Annotated in this window: 23 protein-coding genes; all 23 read left to right on the top strand. The window is 67.5% G+C overall.

Translation table 11 applies throughout. The features are described from left to right. Positions 1–329 precede the first annotated feature (329 nt). The 23 genes from HZS54_RS13005 to HZS54_RS12895 all read left to right on the top strand — a co-directional run bounded on the left by HZS54_RS13005 (position 330) and on the right by HZS54_RS12895 (position 18,528). A complete protein-coding gene (locus HZS54_RS13005) occupies positions 330–557 on the top strand; it encodes a hypothetical protein (RefSeq protein ID WP_179917572.1) in 228 nt (75 codons plus the stop codon). Continuing rightward, positions 554–865, top strand: a complete 312-nt coding sequence (locus HZS54_RS13000; protein WP_179917571.1) for a hypothetical protein — start codon at positions 554–556, stop codon at positions 863–865. The genes HZS54_RS13005 and HZS54_RS13000 overlap by 4 nt, the downstream gene beginning before the upstream one ends. 2 nt (positions 866–867) lie before the next feature. After that, positions 868–1,263 (top strand): hypothetical protein, encoded by a 396-nt coding sequence (locus HZS54_RS12995; protein WP_179917570.1) that lies wholly within the window; start codon positions 868–870, stop codon positions 1,261–1,263. A 15-nt stretch (positions 1,264–1,278) separates the two neighbouring features. Beyond that, on the top strand, positions 1,279–2,037 hold the full coding sequence (locus tag HZS54_RS12990) for a hypothetical protein (protein ID WP_179917569.1): 759 nt from the start codon (positions 1,279–1,281) through the stop codon (positions 2,035–2,037). Next, positions 2,034–2,600: a hypothetical protein gene (locus HZS54_RS12985; RefSeq protein ID WP_179917568.1), complete on the top strand. Its 567-nt coding sequence runs from the start codon at positions 2,034–2,036 to the stop codon at positions 2,598–2,600. Before HZS54_RS12990 ends, HZS54_RS12985 begins: the two co-directional genes overlap by 4 nt. Next, entirely contained in the window at positions 2,597–4,120 is a 1,524-nt protein-coding gene (locus tag HZS54_RS12980; RefSeq protein WP_179917567.1) for a hypothetical protein, read from the top strand. The genes HZS54_RS12985 and HZS54_RS12980 overlap by 4 nt, the downstream gene beginning before the upstream one ends. 9 nt (positions 4,121–4,129) lie before the next feature. After that, complete coding sequence (locus HZS54_RS12975; RefSeq protein ID WP_179917566.1) at positions 4,130–5,698, top strand: anti-CBASS protein Acb1 family protein; 1,569 nt, start codon at positions 4,130–4,132, stop codon at positions 5,696–5,698. A gap of 109 nt (positions 5,699–5,807) precedes the next feature. Further along, the gene (locus tag HZS54_RS12970; RefSeq protein WP_179917565.1) at positions 5,808–6,680 is read left to right on the top strand and encodes a minor capsid protein; all 873 of its coding nucleotides are present in this window, start codon (positions 5,808–5,810) and stop codon (positions 6,678–6,680) included. A gap of 110 nt (positions 6,681–6,790) precedes the next feature. Then, on the top strand, positions 6,791–8,317 hold the full coding sequence (locus HZS54_RS12965; protein WP_179917564.1) for a DUF7282 domain-containing protein: 1,527 nt from the start codon (positions 6,791–6,793) through the stop codon (positions 8,315–8,317). A gap of 3 nt (positions 8,318–8,320) precedes the next feature. Continuing rightward, positions 8,321–8,803 (top strand): hypothetical protein, encoded by a 483-nt coding sequence (locus HZS54_RS12960; RefSeq protein ID WP_179917563.1) that lies wholly within the window; start codon positions 8,321–8,323, stop codon positions 8,801–8,803. 4 nt (positions 8,804–8,807) lie between these two features. After that, the gene (locus tag HZS54_RS12955; protein WP_179917562.1) at positions 8,808–9,959 is read left to right on the top strand and encodes a bacteriocin; all 1,152 of its coding nucleotides are present in this window, start codon (positions 8,808–8,810) and stop codon (positions 9,957–9,959) included. A gap of 5 nt (positions 9,960–9,964) precedes the next feature. Then, complete coding sequence (locus tag HZS54_RS12950) at positions 9,965–10,345, top strand: hypothetical protein (RefSeq protein WP_179917561.1); 381 nt, start codon at positions 9,965–9,967, stop codon at positions 10,343–10,345. A 3-nt stretch (positions 10,346–10,348) separates the two neighbouring features. Then, positions 10,349–10,639, top strand: a complete 291-nt coding sequence (locus HZS54_RS12945) for a hypothetical protein (protein WP_179917560.1) — start codon at positions 10,349–10,351, stop codon at positions 10,637–10,639. Continuing rightward, on the top strand, positions 10,636–11,010 hold the full coding sequence (locus HZS54_RS12940; RefSeq protein WP_179917559.1) for a hypothetical protein: 375 nt from the start codon (positions 10,636–10,638) through the stop codon (positions 11,008–11,010). Before HZS54_RS12945 ends, HZS54_RS12940 begins: the two co-directional genes overlap by 4 nt. Continuing rightward, on the top strand, positions 11,010–11,456 hold the full coding sequence (locus HZS54_RS12935) for a hypothetical protein (protein ID WP_179917558.1): 447 nt from the start codon (positions 11,010–11,012) through the stop codon (positions 11,454–11,456). Before HZS54_RS12940 ends, HZS54_RS12935 begins: the two co-directional genes overlap by 1 nt. A gap of 1 nt (position 11,457) precedes the next feature. Next, positions 11,458–11,847, top strand: coding sequence for a hypothetical protein (locus HZS54_RS12930; RefSeq protein WP_179917557.1), 390 nt, complete (start codon positions 11,458–11,460; stop codon positions 11,845–11,847). Between the two features lie 5 nt (positions 11,848–11,852). Next, positions 11,853–12,383 (top strand): hypothetical protein, encoded by a 531-nt coding sequence (locus HZS54_RS12925; protein ID WP_179917556.1) that lies wholly within the window; start codon positions 11,853–11,855, stop codon positions 12,381–12,383. Positions 12,384–12,404: 21 nt separating this feature from the next. Beyond that, a complete protein-coding gene (locus HZS54_RS12920; protein WP_179917611.1) occupies positions 12,405–13,679 on the top strand; it encodes a hypothetical protein in 1,275 nt (424 codons plus the stop codon). An 8-nt stretch (positions 13,680–13,687) separates the two neighbouring features. Continuing rightward, entirely contained in the window at positions 13,688–14,032 is a 345-nt protein-coding gene (locus tag HZS54_RS12915) for a hypothetical protein (protein WP_179917610.1), read from the top strand. 80 nt (positions 14,033–14,112) lie between these two features. After that, positions 14,113–14,280 carry a hypothetical protein gene (locus HZS54_RS12910; RefSeq protein WP_179917609.1) on the top strand — a complete coding sequence of 56 codons (168 nt, stop codon included), beginning with the start codon at positions 14,113–14,115 and terminating at the stop codon, positions 14,278–14,280. A 6-nt stretch (positions 14,281–14,286) separates the two neighbouring features. Continuing rightward, positions 14,287–16,674, top strand: coding sequence for a phage tail family protein (locus HZS54_RS12905; protein WP_179917608.1), 2,388 nt, complete (start codon positions 14,287–14,289; stop codon positions 16,672–16,674). Beyond that, complete coding sequence (locus HZS54_RS12900) at positions 16,675–17,157, top strand: hypothetical protein (RefSeq protein ID WP_179917607.1); 483 nt, start codon at positions 16,675–16,677, stop codon at positions 17,155–17,157. Further along, positions 17,158–18,528 (top strand): glycine-rich protein, encoded by a 1,371-nt coding sequence (locus HZS54_RS12895; protein ID WP_179917606.1) that lies wholly within the window; start codon positions 17,158–17,160, stop codon positions 18,526–18,528. Positions 18,529–18,536 lie beyond the last annotated feature (8 nt).

Raw genomic sequence — 18,536 nt, 5'->3', positions numbered from 1 at the left:
CACATCGAGACGCCGAGGGGCGTACCACACCAGGTGCGAGGTTCACGAGCGGCCATGTTCGATCGCGACCCGATTCAGGGAGACCTCTTCACTGGCAGACAGGTGGACGATTTCGGCTGTTACGACCCGCTCCGTCCCATCTGGCCGCATCTGTCGCCGACTGGGAGCGCTCGCGGGGCCTACACGCCTGGAGATAACCCAGGACGGCCACGCGAGGGCGCCGGGGTTCGATTCCCCACGGCGACCTTTTGGATGACTCCATGGCAACGAAACACCCGACTCTCGAAACCCCAGAACAGTACCATCAGCGCCTGAGCGAGGTCTGTCCAATGGCACTCGAACACTGGCGCGCGGTGAAGGGCGTCTTCTACAGCCTCCTCATCACGGCGCTGGCCGCCTACTCCATCCACGAGGGGCGCGGCGAGCACGTCGTCCTCGCGACCGCGGCGACGATCCTCATCGTGACGACGCTGGAGGTCAAAGAAGTCGAGTTCCTCAACGCGCTGTCGATCACGTTTTTCCGGACCGACCAGGACGACGACGGGGGCGAGCGATGAACCCGCTCCGCCGCCTTTACAACCGCATCCTCGCCGAGAGCGAATCGGACAGCGAGGCGAACGGCTACCTCTCCTGGCGCGGCGAGTGGCACGCCGCCGCGTGGGGCCTCTCGGTCGGCGTCCTGTTCGCACTGACCCGGGAACCGGCCGTGCTCATCGCCGGCGTCGGCTGGGTGTTCACCCGCAAGGGCGACGCTCCCGGCTGGCTGCCCTACACTCGGCAGTTCGCGAAGGAGACGCTCTACGTGATCGCCCACTCCGTCGCCGGCGTCCTGCTCGGGCTCCTCGTCCAGGCCGTGCTGTTTTGACCATGACTGAGGTCCTCGTCGAGCCGGACGACACGGCCCTGGAGCTGCGGCAGTTCGTCCGCGACAACCCCGACGTTCGCCACGAGGACTACCGCGACGCCGACGATCCCGTCCGGGAGGCCTGCTACGTGCTCGCCGAGGCGTACTTCCACGCGATGGGCGGGACGGACTCCGGGCTCGACATCTACTGCCTCTCGTGGTCGGACGTGGATCCCGACTACGAGGGTACGCACTGGTTCCTCCGCGACGGCGACGCCGTCGTCGACCTGTCGCTCCCGGACCCGTCTGCCGGCGAGACGGTCCCCTGGGGTTCGGCGACTCGACGGGCGTTCATCACTGGCTACGAACCGAGCAATCGCTGCGAGCGCGCCCTGAACGCGCTCGACAGCGACTACTGAAAAACAATCAATCCCATGGACGTCGACGAAGATGACCTCATTGGGCAGCCGCTCGACGAGGTCCCACAGCAGGATCCGACTGAAGAGCGGTGCATGGGCCGACGGAAACAGAGCCGGGATGGGGAGATCGTTCGCGACGACGACGGGACTCCGCTGTTCGCCGGCTACTGCGGGTCGTGGCCGGGAAAAGGAACCGACCACGTCGGCGAGGGTCGCTGCAGCAATCACGGCGGTGACGCCGGCTCGGGCGGCGAGCGCGAAGACGCCGGCGCCCCCGAGGAAAACACGAACGCCGTCACGCACGGCGCGTATGCAGAGTGCAACAGCTATTACCAGAACGTCCTCAACGACGACCTTCGGGGGTTCGTCGACGATGTCTTCGAGGACTACCTGGAGCGCTACCGAGATCTCCACGGCGACCCAGTGCTCGGGATCGAGAGCGAACTCTTCCGCATCTCGGTGACCCACGCCAAGGATATCGGCCTCGACCGCTGGTCAAGCGAGAAGCCCGAGGACCTCGACAGCGGCCACCCGCTGGTCGATAAGGAGACGCGCAAGAAGTCGGTCTCGCACCCCGACGGGTCGTCTCGCATCATCGACGAGGAGCGCTATCGGGAGTCGGTCGTTCAGCAGGCCCAGAAGCGACTCTCGACCGACCGTCGGCAGTGGCTCAAGGACCTCGGGCTCTTGGAGGATCCCGAGTCGCAGAAGGCCGACGCCCTCGGCGAGTTGAAAGACACGTGGAAGGCATCCGCACAAGGCGGTGACTCATGAGCGTCGAGAGGGTCCGGATCGAGCATGAGTGCGACGGCCAGGAGGTCGTCGGCTTCGGCGCCTACCGCGTCCTCGAGACCTTCGACGACGCCGCGTCGGAAGGCGTCCGGGAAGATGTCCGCAATCGCGTCGCCCGGGCGATGGAGGACTTCCCCGAGCTCGCCCACGAGGTTGTCACGGTCGTCCGGCTTGACCCCGACTTCGAACCGGACGACGTCAACGGCAGGGCGGGTATGTCGAACCGCTTGGTCTACCTGCCGGCCGAGGAGCGGTCCTGGATGATGACCGTCTACCACGAGCTCGCACACCTCGCGATCCACATCCGGGACACGAAGGGCGACGATGTCCCGCCGACATCCGAGGAGTACTGCTCGATCTTCGCCGTCGCCCGGATGCCGCCCGAGCTCATCGAGCGGAACTACATCTCCTACCTCGGGGAGCCGGGGCCCCCGCAAGAGGAGTGGCCGGAGATTTGCCGGCGGGCCCTGGCGTACCGGGAGGAGAACGGGGCGAACAGCCACTACATCCAACGAGCCCGCGAGTGGCTGGGGGTCGACGAATGAGCACCCAGAACCTCCCGGACGGCGTCGAGCAGCGCCTGCCGGAGAACTACACGGGGCCCGAGCGATACTGGCAGGCCGCCGAGGACTGGTTCGATATCACGCTCTCGCCCGAGCAGCGGACAATCCACGAACACGTCGCGACCAACCAGTACACGCACCTGGAGGGCGGCAACGGCTTCGGGAAGACGTTCGGGATCGTCGGCCTCGCACTGTCGTTCCACAAGCGCCACTACCCGAGCTCGGTCGTCGTCACCTCGGGGACGTACGGCAAGCTGAAGCGGACCTTCTGCGCGGATGCCGAGGGCCTCCACCAGAACTCGCCGCTGTTCGGCGAGTGGAAGTGGTCGCCGAACCCCCACATCGACATCGCGGATGAGCCGACGTGGCAGTTCGAGGTGATCTCTCCGGAGGACCCCGGCGAGCTTGAGGGCGTCCACAACGACCATGTCCTGGTCATAGTCGACGAGGCCGACAAGAAGGACGTCGACCTGGAGACGCTCGACTCGATGGACTCGCTCATCTCCGACCGAAACGACCGGATGGTCATCATCTCGAACCCGCCGGAGGACGAGACGAACGCGGTCGCGAACATGGGCGAGATCGGCCTCGAACCCGAGAAGCTGCAGTTCTCGACGTTCGACTCCCACAACGTCCACGTCGAACTCGGCCGTCGCGACGGCGACCGGATCCCCGGCCTGACCGGCCTCCACAAGCTCAAGAAAAAGTGGGAAGCCCACAACGGAGAGTCCTGGCCGGGCTACGACGAGGCGCGGGCGATGTCGCTCCCCGGGAACGCGGACTTCCGGAAGGACCTGAACACGCTCTGGTACCGGCGCTTCGCCGGGATCATGCCGCCCGCCGGCGCCACAAAGAACCGGCCGATCCAGGCCGACCTCGTCACCGCCGGCTACGTCGAGGACACCAACGAGTTCGACGCTTCGGGTCCTCGCTGCGGGACGGGGCTCGACGTCGCCCGGTCGGGCGACCGCACAGTGCAAATCGACGAACGCGACGGCGCCCTGACGATCGAGTACTCCGAGCCCGGCACCGACCACACAGTTCAGTTCAACGAGATCTGGAACAACCTCGACGCCGAGCCGGAAGCGCAGATCTCCGGCGACGCCGTCGGCGAGGGGTCGGGCAAGCTCGACGACACGGCCCGGCGCTTCCCGAACGTCGACCGCTTCAAGGCCGGCGAGACCGCTGTCCAGTCGGACGAGTACAAGGACCGCTGGACGGAGGGGCTCGTCGAGCTCGGCAAGTGGCTCGAACGCGGTGGCGAGTTCACGGACACCCGGCTCCGGAAGGAGCTGAAGATCGCCGCCCGGGAGATCACGCTCTCGGAGACGTACATCAAGAGCCGCGACGAGCAGGTCTACGTCGCCGACCCGAAGGACGACGTCAAGGACCGCCTCGGTCACTCGCCGGACCACCTCGACGCGGCGATCATGGCGATATCCGCCGCCGAGGGGCTGCAGCCCGAGGAAGAGACCGGCCCGAGCGGGTCGGGGACGTGGTGATTTTCATACATGACTGACCAGCCGCGAGATCCCGAGACCGGACAGTTCGTGAGTGACGATGTCGGCGATGTCAAGCAGGCGACCGGGGAGGCTACGTCCGGCGCCGGCGACGAGGTCCTCGAACTCACGGCTGCCGAGCAGGTCGACCTCACGATGCGGCAGTCGCTCGCCGCCCTCCTCGGCGAGAACATTCACGGTGACGATGACGACTTCGACTACTACGATGTCTTCGAGTGGGACAAGAACCCCGGCGTCGAGCAGTTCTACGCGCTCGCGCTACGGAACCCCTACGCGTTCGCCGTCACGTTCCTGCCGGCGTCGACGAGCTGGCGCGACTCGCCGACGATCGTCGACGACGCCGACACCGGCGCGGACGAGACGACCGAGTTCGAGGACGACGTCGCCGACCTGGAGGACCGCCTCGACCTGTGGCACTACTGCAAGCGCTCCGACAAGCTCGCCGGCATCGGCGAGTTCGGCATCCTCGTGTTGGAGTTCGACGACGTCCGTCAGCGCGACGTCTCCGACGAGGACGGCGAAGATGTCAACACGGACGCGTTCGCGCAGCCGGTCAACGGCGCGACGCAGCTGACCGGGCTCCGACCGTTCTCCGAGGCCTCCATCGACGACGTGACGCTCGGTGGCCCGGGGTCAGGTCGGTGGGGCCAGCCGCTCACGTACGACATCGACCTCGACGACGAGGACGACGACGAGGACGGCACGGTCACCCAAGCCGGCCCGGACACGATGACCGTCCACCACTCGCGGGTCGTCCACATCCACTCGGACATGCTGCTCGACGACGAGGTCCGGGGTGTCCCGCGCCAGCAGCCCGTCTACAACAACCTCATCGACATCGAGCGCGTGCTCGGCAGCGCCGGGCAGCTCGCCTACCGGGCGAGTGCCTGGGGCATCAACGTCAACATCGACAAGGACTACGACCTGGAGGACGGCGGCGACGAACTCCGGGAGGCGCTCCATCGCTGGGAGGCTGGTCTGGAAAACGTCCTCCGAACCCACGGTGCCGACGAGGTCCAGAGTCTCGGCGGGGAGGAGATCGACCCCGGCAGCGTAATCGACCCGAACATCGAGGCGATCGCCAGCCAGCCCTATATGCCGCCCCAAAGCGTCCTGAAGGGCAACGAGACGGGCGAGCGCGCGACCACGCAGGACCTCAAGGACTGGTACGGCCGCATCGGCGAGCGCCGCGTCCAGTTCGTCACGCCGACGATCGTCCGGCCCGTCATCAAGGCGGCGTACGAGCACGGCTCGGTCACCGAGCCGCAGGGCGACGGCTTCAGCGCTGAGTGGGATCCGCTCCACGAGACGAGCGCGATGGACGAGTCGGAGATCCAGGCCAACCGGGCGACCGTCGCGAAGGACGCCGGCAGTCGCCTCGCCGGCTACGGGACCGAGGAGTGGATCGAGTTCCTCGAGACTGGCGAGTTCCCGGAGGTTCCCGACGCCCCCGCCGTCGAGGAGATGGACCTTGAACAGGAGCGGGCCCAGATGGACGGCCCCGAAGCGCCGCCAGCCGTCGCCGACGGCGGGCAAGAGACTCCCGGAGGCGATGAGTGATGCCCCTTTGTGGCGTGTGTTTGGGGGAATCGGACGCCAGCACAGGGGCCTGTCAGTGGATGGGTGACACGTCACGGCAGTGTTCACGGTGTGGGAGGTCCTACGAGTAATGTCTGCGACAACCGAGAATCACGGCCATGAGCACGGCCGCCACCACCTCCACGCGGCGCACTCTGGCAGCGGTGACCCGACGCAGACGCTGACGCTGCGGCAGGAGTTCGCCCAGCGACTCCGAGGTATCCTCGCTCGCATCAACGCCGAACTCCGCCGTGGGATCGTCGAGCGCGATGCACTCGGCCTTCGCGACGGCCAGCTGCAGGCCGCCCGCAAGCCGGATCCGTTGCCGGACGTCTCCGCGGAGCGTCGCGCCGAGGTGATCACGACCGTCCGCGAGTGGCTCACGGAGCAGTTGCGGAAGGCCCGCATCGAGGTCTTCACCGCGGAGGAGATCTCCTACATCCGGGCGGCCTACGAGCGCGGGCTGCAACACGCCGACGGCGCGCTCACCGATGCCGACGCCACCGCACCCGAGATGTCGGTCGCGGCCTCGATGCAGCTCCCGGTCCACCGCGACCAGCTGCAGACCCTCTACACGCGGGTCGTCAACGAGTGGGACGGGCTCACCTCGGAGTTGAACCAGGCGGTTGCCCGGGAGCTCGCCGATGGGCTTGACCAGGGCGAGAACCCGACCGACATCGCCCGGTCGATCTCCGACCGCATCGAGAAGATCGGGAAGACGCGGGCGACGACGCTCGCCCGGACGGAGATCATCCGGTCGCACGCCAGCGCGACGCTCAACCGCTACTCCCAGGCGGGCGTCGACACGGTCGTCGGCGAGGCGGAGCTGCAGACCGCCGACGACGACCGCGTCTGCCCCATCTGCGAAGGCCTCGACGGCAACGTCTACTCGGTCGCCGAGGCGCGGGGGATCATCCCGGTCCATCCGCAGTGCAGATGCGCGTGGTTGCCGGTCATCGGGTAGTCAGGTGAAGTGCCGCTAACGCTCTCCCGGGGCCGATGACCCCCACACGACACCCACCGCGCGAGCGGTGAGGGGCGAGGACCCCGGGCCGACGAACACACATTCATGACATGACCAACGACGACCACGACCTGCGGGTGTCGGCCCGGACGGCTCGGCTCACCGCAGGCGCAAGTGACGACGGACCGCCGTATCGCTTCTCGGGCGTGGCGGTGGCCGCCGGCGACATCCTCCACATGGACGATGGAACGCCGGTGCTGTTCGCCGCCGACGAACTCCAGCAGGCAGCGGAGACGCAGGCCGGCGAACCGCTGACCGCCGACCACCCGACCGACGAGGACGGCCGCCCGGTCTACCCGCCGCCGACCGACGAGACCGTCGGCAAGGTCTCCAAGGCGGGCTGGCTCGACGACCAGCAGGCCGTGGGCTACGAGGCGACCGCGCACGACGAGGAGGTCGCCCAGGGCGTCCAGGCCGGCAGCTACGAGGTGTCGGTCCACCCGCAGTTCGCCCTCGGCGAGCAGGATATCGAGACCGGCGCGTACAAGGCGACGAACATTCGGTTTCGCGACCTCTCCGTCGTCTCGAAGGGCGACTCGCCCAACAACACGGCCGAGTGGGGGCCCAACGAGGCGCTCGCATCGTTCACCCAGGGGACCGACATCGGCGCCGAGCTGACGGCGGCCGACGCCGGCGACGATGTCGACGACGAGCGCGGGCTCGTCAAGCGCCTCGCCGAGCACTTCGGGCTGCTCGACTCGAACGACCGTCGCGGCGGCGCCTACCTCCCCGACCAGACGACGGGTGGGGAGACGATCGTCGTCGACGACGCCAGTTTCGACGACGCGCCGTGGCTGGTCACGCTCCACGGCGCCGGGGACGAGTTCCCCGACGTCGGCGAAGGGCTCGGTCCGGCGCTCGGGGCGAGTCAACCCTACGACGCCGGCGACTACGAGACCGAGTTCGAGATCGCCCTCAACGAGGCGCTCGCCGAGGACCAGACGCTGTTCGCGCTGCTCCGATACCACGCCGACGGCGAACCCTCGGACCCGATCCCCCGCAGCGAGGGTGGGTACTATCTCGACTCGGGGTTCGTCGCCGTCGCGCCTGACGGCGTGATGGATAGCGACGAGGCCGGCGACGAGGTCACGGCTGACGCATCGACTGGAGACGAGCCGGCGGAATCCGGTACGGATGCTGACACAGATTCTGATATGGGATCCAACTCCGACTCCGACGAGAACGGCAGCAACGAACAGGACTCCTCTAGCAGCGACGAGGGGGACAGCAAGACGCTCGGCGACATGACCGTCGACGAGCTCGGCGAAGCGCTGCGCGACCAAGGCTTCGTCACTGAGGACGGCCTCGAAGAGGCGGTCGCCGCGGCACAGGACCGTCAGTCGAAGCGGGACAAGGTCGACGAGATCATCGCCGAGAGCGACGACTATGACGAGGACGACCGCGAGGACCTGCTGGCCTCGGCGCACCGGCTCGTCGAGCGCGAGCACAAGCGGGTCCGCGGCGAACTCGCGGCTCAGCTCCCGGGGTCAGCCGGCGCGGCCCCGACGCTGACGGCCAGCGCCGGCTCCGACGACGCCAGCGCCGACGACTACGGCACGGGGGTCCAGGAGGACTAACTCATGATCGCACAGAACCAGTCCGTCATCGCACAGGTCAACGGCAACGAGAGCTACGTCGACGGGACGGCGGACGGCGCTACCCTCCCGGGAACTGGCGTCGAGTGGTATCGCGACTCCGACGGCAACGTCCAGGTCCGGCAGGTCGGCGCCGACTCGAAGACCAAGCGCGTCGCTCGCGAGCAGCGCAACCCGTCGCGCTCGCTCGGCCAGACTGGCGAGTCGCCGCTCGACGACGGCTACGACGCGGGCAACGACCTCGAAACCGTCGGCTTCCGGCGCTTCGACCGCGCCCGTCTTCGCAAGAGTTCCAACGCCTCGGCCGACCCCACCGACGCCGAAGCGGCCTGGGATCAGGACGGGAAGATCACCGACGAGGGCGGGACCGTCGACGGGACGAACTCGCCGACGGAGTTCGTCGGCCGTGTCGTCGAAGAGATCACTCGCAGCGACGAGGACAACCTCCTCGTCGTGGAGTTCTACTAGACCAATGAGTGCTGATATTTCCACCGAGACCAAGTGGTCGAAGAGTGTCGAAAACGATCTGTCGCTGACCGCGCAGAAGGCGCTGTTCAACCCGGTCCCCAAGGTGCGCAAGCAGGCACTCCAGCAGCTCCGCGCCGAGTCGCCGTTCTCGCCGGACCAATGGGACCAGCTCGACAAGGCGACCGGCGTCAAGAGCTCGAACCCCACCGCCGAACTGACGGCGGACTCGACGCTGGAGGTCGATTCGTGGGCGCAGTACGCGGACATGGTCCTCAACGACCAGTTCGTCCAGTCGACCGTCGTCGACCAGCTGATCGGCGCCGGGTTCGTCGCATCGAGTGACCTCTCCCGGTACGCCTACTTCACGCCGATGTCCGGGACCCGGCTGGAGGGCACGACGTCGATGAACCTCCGGACCCGTAGCGAGCAGGAGATGCCGGGCCACGCCCTCGACGGCGTCCCGCTGCCGATGGACATCGTCACCTACCAGATCGACGCCCGGGAGTTCCAGAACGCCCAGGCGTTCGGTGAGGACTTCGACGACTCCATCGGGACGGAAGCGCGGCAGGCGCTGAACCGGCTGGAGCACAACAAGCTCTGGGGCGGCTGGGGCCCGGACGTCCAGACCGAGCGCGGGCTGCTCAAGGTCCGCGGCCTGAACTCGAACATCCCGGAGATCATCCAGGCCAGCAACTCGACGGGGTGGATCGGCGATGCCGCCGGGATGCTCGAAGACATCGACACGCTCCACGACTCCATCGAGGACCAGACCGACGTCGTCGACCAGGACGACGTCCCGCTGGTCAGCGAGGTCGGCGCGTGGCTAATGGTCCCGCGGGCGATGTGGGGCGAGTTCACCCGCCAGGACTACGAGACCGAGCAGGCCGACCAGACCGTCCGCGACCGCGTCGAGCAGAAGTACGACTACCTCAACATCGTCCCGGCACCGCGGCTGGACGCCGACAGCGTCATCATGATGCTGGACGACCCGCGGTACTTCGAGATCGTCAACGCCCAGGGCGTCACGAACACCAGCTGGGAGAGCGACGGCGGCGCCGCGCTGAACAACCGCCTCATCAGCTCCCGGACGCCGTTCATCAAGACCCAGCCCGACGGTATCTCGGGCATCACCCGGATGACCGGGATCAACGCCTGAGACCCATGCCCGAGACCACACGGGTCCGCGTCACCGACGGTGACGTCTGGGTCGACGGCGACCACCTGACCCGCGGCGACGAGGCCGAGATCCCTGTCAGCGTCTACGAGCGGATCCCCGGGTCGTTCGAGTCGATCGACGACGGCGCCGAGTCGGCCAGCAACGAGGCCGACGCTGACGACGGGTCGGCGACCGACGATACCGCCGGTGATGTGGAGGTCGATCCCCACCCGGAGGAGCTGACCGTCGACGAGATCGAGGAGCGCGTCGCCGAGGTCGATTCCGTCGCCAAGCTCCAACGGATCCGCGAGCTCGAAGTCGAGAGCGACGATCGGACGACCGCGCTCGAAGTCATCGACGACCGCCTCGACGAGCTGGAGGAGTAACTGATGGACGACGCCGAGTACTGGCTGCCCTGGTGGTGGGACATGCCCGTCACCGACCCGCCGTTCTGGAGTGGCCCACAACCCTCACCGCCGGGGCCAGCGATCCAGATCGAACCACAAGCCGTCGCCCTCCCGGCTGCCGTCGCGGACCACCAAGGACCGCCGGACATCGGGGGCTCTGGTGGTCCGCCGCCGGCGGCCGGCGCTGCGGTCGCCGTCGATGACGAGACGATGGCGGAACTCCGGCGAATCAAGGAGGTCAAAGAGCGGCAGCGCCGCATGATCGGCCGATGACGGTCGCGCCAGACGATGTCCGGGACGCCCTCGGCGGGTCCGACCTCAGCGACTCGCAGATCAACACGCTGATCGGCCCTGCCGGTCGGCTGTACGATCCACTCATCAAGGGTGAGGGAATCGACGACGGCGTCCGTGACGACGTCGTCACGCAACTGGCGGCGCACCTGATCGCATCGGCGCCGGAGCGGCAGATCTCCTCGGCGCGTGAGGGGGACGGCCAGGTGTCGTTCGAAGGCGAGACCGGCGAGGGACTCTCGGGGACGACGCATGGACAGCTCGCGGTCACGCTCGACCCGACTGGCAAGCTGGCCGGTGCCGACAAACCGAGCGCGTCGATCGGCGTGCCGGATTCCAAGGGGCTCCGCTGATGGCTGAGCTCTCCCTGATGGTCGAAGGGATCGAAGAGACGATCGAGGAGCTGGAACGGCTTGAAGAGCGGTGGACTGGCGGCGGTCCCTGGGTTGTCGGCACGGCGGTCGAGTATGCCGTCTACCTCGAATTTGGCACCAGCAAGATGGACCCGAAGCCGTTCGTCCGGCCCGCGATCCATGCGTACAGGAGCAACCTCCAGGCGGCGATCGCCGCCGACACGAACACGACGCTCGACGCGATTGGGTCCGCCGAGGAACTCGTCCAGACGATCGCGTACGGGCTCGAACGGCGCATCAAGCGCATCATCACAGCGAAGGGGCTCATCGAGACCGGGACGCTCCGGGCCTCGGTCCAGGCCGTGCCCGGCGACGACGTCGACCAACTCCCGACGGCGGACGAGGTCAACCCGGAAGCGAGTGCGGACCTGGAGGTGAGCGCCTGACATGCCCCGTGATGTCGTCGAGAGCGCGCTCCGCCGCGTCCACTCGGGCACCCTGCATAACACGACGATTGACATCTACGAACCCAGCGACGCCTCCTATTCCCCGGGCGACGGGTACAGCGTCACGTATCCCGAGGCACCAACCAAGTCGGGGATCCCGGCACGCGCCGATAGCCCTCAGCCGGACGCGGACCGCGACACAGGCGGCACCACCGCAGATGTTGATCGCGTCTACCGCGTCCGCGACGATGCCCATGACCAGTGGACGGGCTTTGGTGAGGACGGTGAGGCCGCAGTCCGCATTGAGGATGAGACCGCAACGACGTACGTCGTCGAAACGCCAGTCGATGAACGAAACGGCCTGATTCGTCTGGAGTGTCGGGAGGTCTGACCCCGATGCCCACGCGCAGCCCACCCACGCAACCCGAGCAGGAGATGATCGATCTCCTGGTCGCCAAATGGGACCCCAGCATGGTCCGCGGGTACGACCTGGAAGCCTCGCCGGACCACCAAGCACACATGCCGGCCGCGGACTCCATCGACAACGTCGGCGCCGTCTTCCCGAGCCTGGTTGTCTCCTTCTCGAACGAGACGAGTGGTGGTGAGTCGACGTTTGATTTCATGACCGAACGCGGACCGGGCCAGTCACCCCAGGGGGTGCTGTTGGCGACCGCGCGCGCCGAAGACCACGACGAGGATAACTATCGTGGGAGCGACGACTACGCGGCGGTTGATGCCGGGACGATCGTCGACGAGATTGCTGGGCATGCGCTCGACATCTGCCGTGAGCACTGGTCGGCGCCGGGGACGGGATTTACGCGCGTCGGGGGTCAGCGCGGTCCAGACGCCCCGGACGATCTTAATGAAGACCCACCGGTCCGCATCGCACAGCGACAACTGAACTACGGCGCCCTGTACGTGCCGTGACCATCAAGCAGTACCAGACTTATGAGTACGAACCAACCTGCACCAACTGAGTCGGCACTCCAGAACGTTCGCGCGGAGTGGATCCCGTCCACGTTCGACAGCGACGGCATCCCGCGCGTACCGGAGGATCCCGAGTGGAACCGCTACGGTGACTACATCGCCAGCTACCCCGGCTGGTCCGGCGACGCCGGTGTTGAGGGGCAACAGGCCGCCGGGAGTGGAGATACGACAGATCACTTCCGCGGCGCCGAGGAGCACGACCTCACCGTGCAGTGGTGGCTCCAGCGCTTCTTCATCGATGGCGATGGCAACGCGAACGACCCGATCGGGGAACTCCTCACGTACGACTACCAGACCAGCGAACCCACGCACGAAGTCCTGTTCCGCCGCGAAGTCGACTCGGGTGGCGCGAAAGGTGCGGGCTTCCGTGAGTACGTCTACGGTTCGGGGTGCAGGCCCAGCTCCGGTGCTGCACCGGGCGACCCGTCGGCGTCAAGCCCGATCGTCGCCGAGGCAGGCTACGCGGCGGAGAAGGTCACACAGATCATCATCCACCAGCCCGCCGACGGCGTGACTCCCGAGGTCGTCTCGACGAGCGCCGAGGACACCACCCAGACGGTCACCATCGAATCTGAGGGTGGCACGACGAGCGACACGTTCACCCTCGACGGGACGACGTCAGTCACCGGTGATACGGGCGAGTCGTTCAGCGATATAGACGCCATCTGGGTTGACGGATCGCACGTCGGCGACATCGACGTCAAGGACGGCAACGGTAATTCGCTGCTCGAAGACCCGCTCGTCGGGACCGAGACCGACGGCGTCGACGCCGTCCGTGGCGTCCCGATCCTCGGCGCCGGGTCGCGGGCCAGCGCGATCGGGACGGACGTATCGAACTACCTGTTCCTCGGGACGTCCTCGTCCTGGGACGGTGGCGCGCTCGCCGAGTCGGCTGCTGCCGACCGCGTTCACGCGCTCGACCTCTCCATCGAGGTCGACATCTCCCGGGAAGCGCGCCAGGGGACTCGCCGTCAGTCCATCGACTGCGGTTCACGGACAGTCTCCGTCGACGCAGACCTCGCTGGGCCGTACGAGAGCGCGAAGCAGAACTACAACTACTTCACCGGGAAGGAGGGCGACGTCGTCTACGGCTACCCGGATGGCGATGTCACCGTCAACAACGCCCAGCTGACTGACGACGACGATGTCGAACACTCCGGTGGGGACTCAAACCTCATCTACGGCATCACCCTGGAAGGGCACGGCGACCCGGCGGTCGAAGCAACTCACTCCTGAGGTAACTCATGACAGAACACACGACTGACGATACGGCCGAGTGGCTGCAGAGCAAGGACACTATCGAGGCGACGCTCCACGTCGACGGGGACGAGCTCCCCATCGAGGTCGAGGACATCACGCGCGACGAGCTGGACGCGCTCGAATCCCAGGCCCAGGAGGGCCCCGACGCGGAAGACGAGGCGATCCGGAACGCGATTCGCGAGTATCTCGACGAGCCGGACGTGGACCCAGATGAGATGCCGATGCGAAAGCGGTCGGTGCTGTGGTTCGCGATGCAGCAGGCCTGGAGCGGCGTTGAAGACATCCAGGCCGCGATGGACGAGATCGACCTGCCGGGAAACGCGACGTAGACCTTCCTGACCTCGCCGAGCAGGCGCTCCACGAGAAGCGCCTGGAAGAGCGTGGCTATCGACGGACCTGGCCGCCGCTGATGGGCGACCTGACCGTCCGTGACGAGCAGATGATCGCCCTCGGCGAACAGGCCGAGATGTACCTCGAATACCAGAGCCGTCAGCAGCACCAGCACGAGAACTCGTTGTCACGCTCGCAGTACGACGCCGAACAGTCGCGTTCGGAGTGGGAACAACAGTTTCAGTAATTATTCATGTCGTTCGACAATTTAGCAGTCTCGATCAGCAGCCGCACTGCCGACGTGACCAAGGGGATCGAGTCGGTGAAGCGGTCGCTGGGCGGGCTCGGTCGCGAGGCGACAAGCACCCGTGCCGATCTCGAAACCGCCGAAGGTGGGCTGGAAGATGTCCGTGGCGAGTCACATCAACTGACGGCTGCGCTGCTGGCGCTGGCCCACGAGGCTGACGAGGCTGGCGACGATATCGGTAGGGCTGGTCGGCAGGCAGGCACGACGTCGGGGATGTTCTCCGCACTGTCGCTGTCGACTGGCGGGCTCTCGGGGTCATTCGGCGTCCTGACAACGTCGATAACGACCGCGTCGCTGGCGTTCGGAGCCCTGACGGTCGCCGCCGGGACGCTCTCGACCGCGCTCGTCCCGCTGCTCGCGACGGTCGGCGGGCTGGCGACCGCCGGTGGTGCGCTCGCCGGCGCGTTCGGACTGGTCGTCGGATCCGGCGCGCTCGCCTATGGGGAGCAGCTGACTGGCCAGTACCAAGAGCAGCTGCTGGCCGTCCGCGACCAGATCGAGGAACTCGAAACGCTCCGCGAGGAGACCGGGTCGCTGACGGATGCCCAGCGCACACGACTGCGCCAGCTGAAAGAAGAGGAGCAGCGCCTCGACGATGTCGAGGGGCCGATGTCGGCGCTCCAGGCACGCCTGGGCACCATCAAAGACGAACTCAGTGGTGTCGTCGCCGAGTGGGGCTCCCAGTTCGCGCCGCTCATCGAGGACGGTATCAACGCACTCCCGACGCTCACGCAGAACGTCTTGTCTGCAGTCGGCGGGATGGACGAGTTCGGGAGCACCCTCCGGTCGCTGGGGCAGGCGGCGATGCGGACGCTCCCGGAGGTCGCCGGCGTCCTGTCCGACTTGGCCCGCGAGGCACTGCCGGTCTTCGTCGACTTCGTCTCCTTCGTCGGCGACAACGCCCGCGGCGCGTTCGAGGGGATGATGCGCGTCACCAGAGCGGTCGCGCCGCAGTTGCTGGCGATCGCCGACGCCGTCTTCGATGCGCTCCCGGAGATCACGGCCTTCGGGATGCGGATCCTGAACGTCGTACTCCCGGCTATCGAGTCGGGGGTCGGCCTGTTCGAGTCGTTCCTCAGCACGCTCAACGGCATCAGCGACGCCGGCGATGTCGTCGATGTCGTCACGTCGCTGGCCGAGGATGGACTGGGCGGCCTGGTCGGCGCTCTCGAAGACATCGATGTCGATGCGCTGCTGGACTCGCTCGTCCCGACGCTCCAGCAGGGCATCCGCAGCCTCCAGCGCTGGTTCCGCGGGTCCGGTGGGGACCTGATGCGACGAGGCTTCCGAGCACTCCTCGATGCCGCGCAGTCGATTCCGATGGCGGACATCCGTGGGGCACTGCGGAGCCTCGGCGAGACGGCCGTCGATGCGCTCGTCGACGCCGTCTCCGGCGATGCAAGCAAGCGCTTCGGCGGCTCGCTACAGGGCATCATCTCGAACGTGACCGGTGGACTCGTCGATCTGCAGGACATCCACGGCACTGCACAGCGGCTCGTCGACGGGCTACTCGGCGGCATCACCTCGTTTTTCAAAAGCTCCGAGACGCAGACGGCGATGCGAGAGATCAACGAGACCATCTGGGGCTACTTCCGGACCGGCGCGCAGGACATCATCGGCGGACTTACTGGCGACCAGGGCACCGTCACCGGAGGGCTGATCAACAGCATTACGTCGTACCTGACGAGCGAGGACGCGAGATCTGACCTCGAAACGGCGTTCACGATCGCGCTGGGTGTCCTCAGTTCGGCGGTGACTGGCATCGCTGCCGGGCTGACCGGCACGGACGGCTCGCTCTCGGAGATCACCTCCGCCGTCGCGACGTGGGCCTCCGAGAAGGGACAGAAGGCGCTCTCCGCGGCCTGGGAAACGCTGTTCACCGGCCTGCAGACCTTCGCTCAGAACTCACTCGCCCGCGTCATGGCGGCGGTACTCGTCACGACCCAGCAGCAACTCAACCGCGTCTACAACGCCTTCGCGAGCACGTTCGGCGGCATCGTGACGCTCGTCGGCGACACGATCAACGCCGCCGTCTCGAACCTCACCGAGGGCGTCAACGCGATGATCTCGTATCTCAACCGGGCGATCAAGGCGGCCAACCGCCTGCCCGGCGTCGACCAGCAGACCTTCGGAACGGTCGAGGCACCGACCACCTCGCTGAGCAGCTACCAGGCACCGACGCGGACGACCAACCGGGATGTGCTCCGCGAGCGCGTCGTCGAGAAGGTCGCCGAGATCACCGTCGAGGACGGCGAGATCGTCGCGAAGATGGACGAGCGGATCGACCGCAGCGACGCGCGCAAGGGCGACCGCGCCAACCGGGAGGGGGTCTAAATGGCGGACCCAACGTGGATGCTCTCGCTGCGTGAAGCCGATGCCGGGAGCGACACCGACGTCGTCGTCAACGGCACGACCGGCGACATCGTCGAGGCCGTGCCCGGCCGCCAGGAGACAGCGACGCTGCTGTTCTCCAGCCCCGTCGACGGCGAGCCAGCGGCCCGTCAGCGCTTCGAGACGGCGCGGCAGTTGCTGGAGTTCGCCCATACGGGCGCCCGAGGGCGGGACGACGACGGCGTGCCGTGGTATCGCGAACGCCTCCCCGCGGCGGCACCGGTCGACTCGCAGGTCGTCCGGCTGGCGCCGTCGGTCGACGTGGCGGCCAAGTCGTTCCGCGGCGTGTGGGCGGTCGTCGTCGGTGGACAGGCGGCGAACCAGACGTTCAGCCCGCGCCTGCAGCTTGACCTGTTCGTCCTTGCCGACGAGGATGACTACGCCGACCGGTCAGCTGTGGAAGACGCACTCGGGGAGGTGCTGTAGATGCCGACGGAGACGTTCGACACGGTCGGGAGCCACACCTGGACCGTCCCGGACAACGTCGCGCAGGTGACGATCCGCGTGTGGGGGGCGAGCACCGCCTCCGCCGAGGGCGGCCGTGCCGAGGCGACGTTCGACGTGACGGGTATCAGCACACTCTATCCGTACGTGGGCGGTGAGGGCGGCACGGACAACGGTCCCGGCGGATTCAACGGCGGTGGCGCCGGCGGGAGCGGGACCCAATCGACGGGCAACGACGGTGGTGGGGCCACCGATGTCCGCCGCGGTGGGGAGACACTCTCCGACCGGCTCATCGTCGCCGGCGGTGCTGGTGGTTGGGGGTCGTACACCACCCGGGACCCCGGACACGGCGGCGGCGCGAATCAGAACGGGCAGGAGGGTGAAGAGGGGGCCGGGACGATCGGCGGCGAGGGCGGGACGCTCTCGTCGGGCGGTGCCGGCGGGACCGCCAGCGCCGTCGACGGCGAAGATGGCTCGCTCGGGCAGGGTGGTGCCGGCGCATCGACCGACACCAATGGGTCCGCCGGCGGTGGCGGCGGTGGCGGCTACTACGGTGGTGGCGGAGGGGGTGTCGGCGCGGCCAGCGACGACGAATCCGGCGGCCCCGGCGGTGGCGGCTCGGGCTGGGTCGCCAGCAGCGGGACGAACGTCTCGGGATCGACGGGTGTCCGGGCGGGCGACGGCCGCGTCGAGATCGAGTACGTCCTCGGTCCGGTCCCGGGCGTCGACGCCACCACCTCGGCCGCCGACGCCATCACCGTCACGTGGGACGATCCCTTCAGCACCGAGGACAGCTTCGAGCTCTACCGGAGCACGTCGCCGGGCGTTGACACCTCGGGGTCGCCCTTCGCGACGGTCGGCGCCGGCGTGACCAGTTTCGTCGACGCGGGCCTCCCGGACGGCGAGCGCTACTACTACCGCGTCTGTGCCACGCAGGGCGGCGAGCAGGGCAACGACTCCGCCGAGGTCGCGGCGACGACGGCGCTGCCGGCGCCGGGGGACCTGGCTGTCTCGAACGTCACGGCCGACAGCGTGGACCTCTCGTGGACGAACACCCACGACAACGGGACCGTGACCGTCCAGTACCGACCCACGGACACGTCGACCTGGCAAGACGCCGCGACGGGGCTGTCCCGGTCGACCGAGAGCTACACGCTGTCGGGCCTGCGCAACGGCGAGGCCCACGACGCCCGCGTGCTCGCGGTCACGGAGCACACCCAGACGGCCGACGCCGTCTTCGACGTCCAGCCCGGCGAGACGTGGACGTTCACGAAGCCGCTGGACCCCGAGACGATGCCCTTCGAAAAACCGTTAGTTAACGGCGGCACAGTCCGCCCTGACGACGCCCCATAGGAGATCCA

Source organism: Halosimplex pelagicum (assembly GCF_013415905.1).
Classification (GTDB): domain Archaea; phylum Halobacteriota; class Halobacteria; order Halobacteriales; family Haloarculaceae; genus Halosimplex; species Halosimplex pelagicum.
The sequence above is the reverse complement of the archived record's forward strand: the minus strand, read 5'-3'. Positions and strand labels throughout refer to the sequence as shown.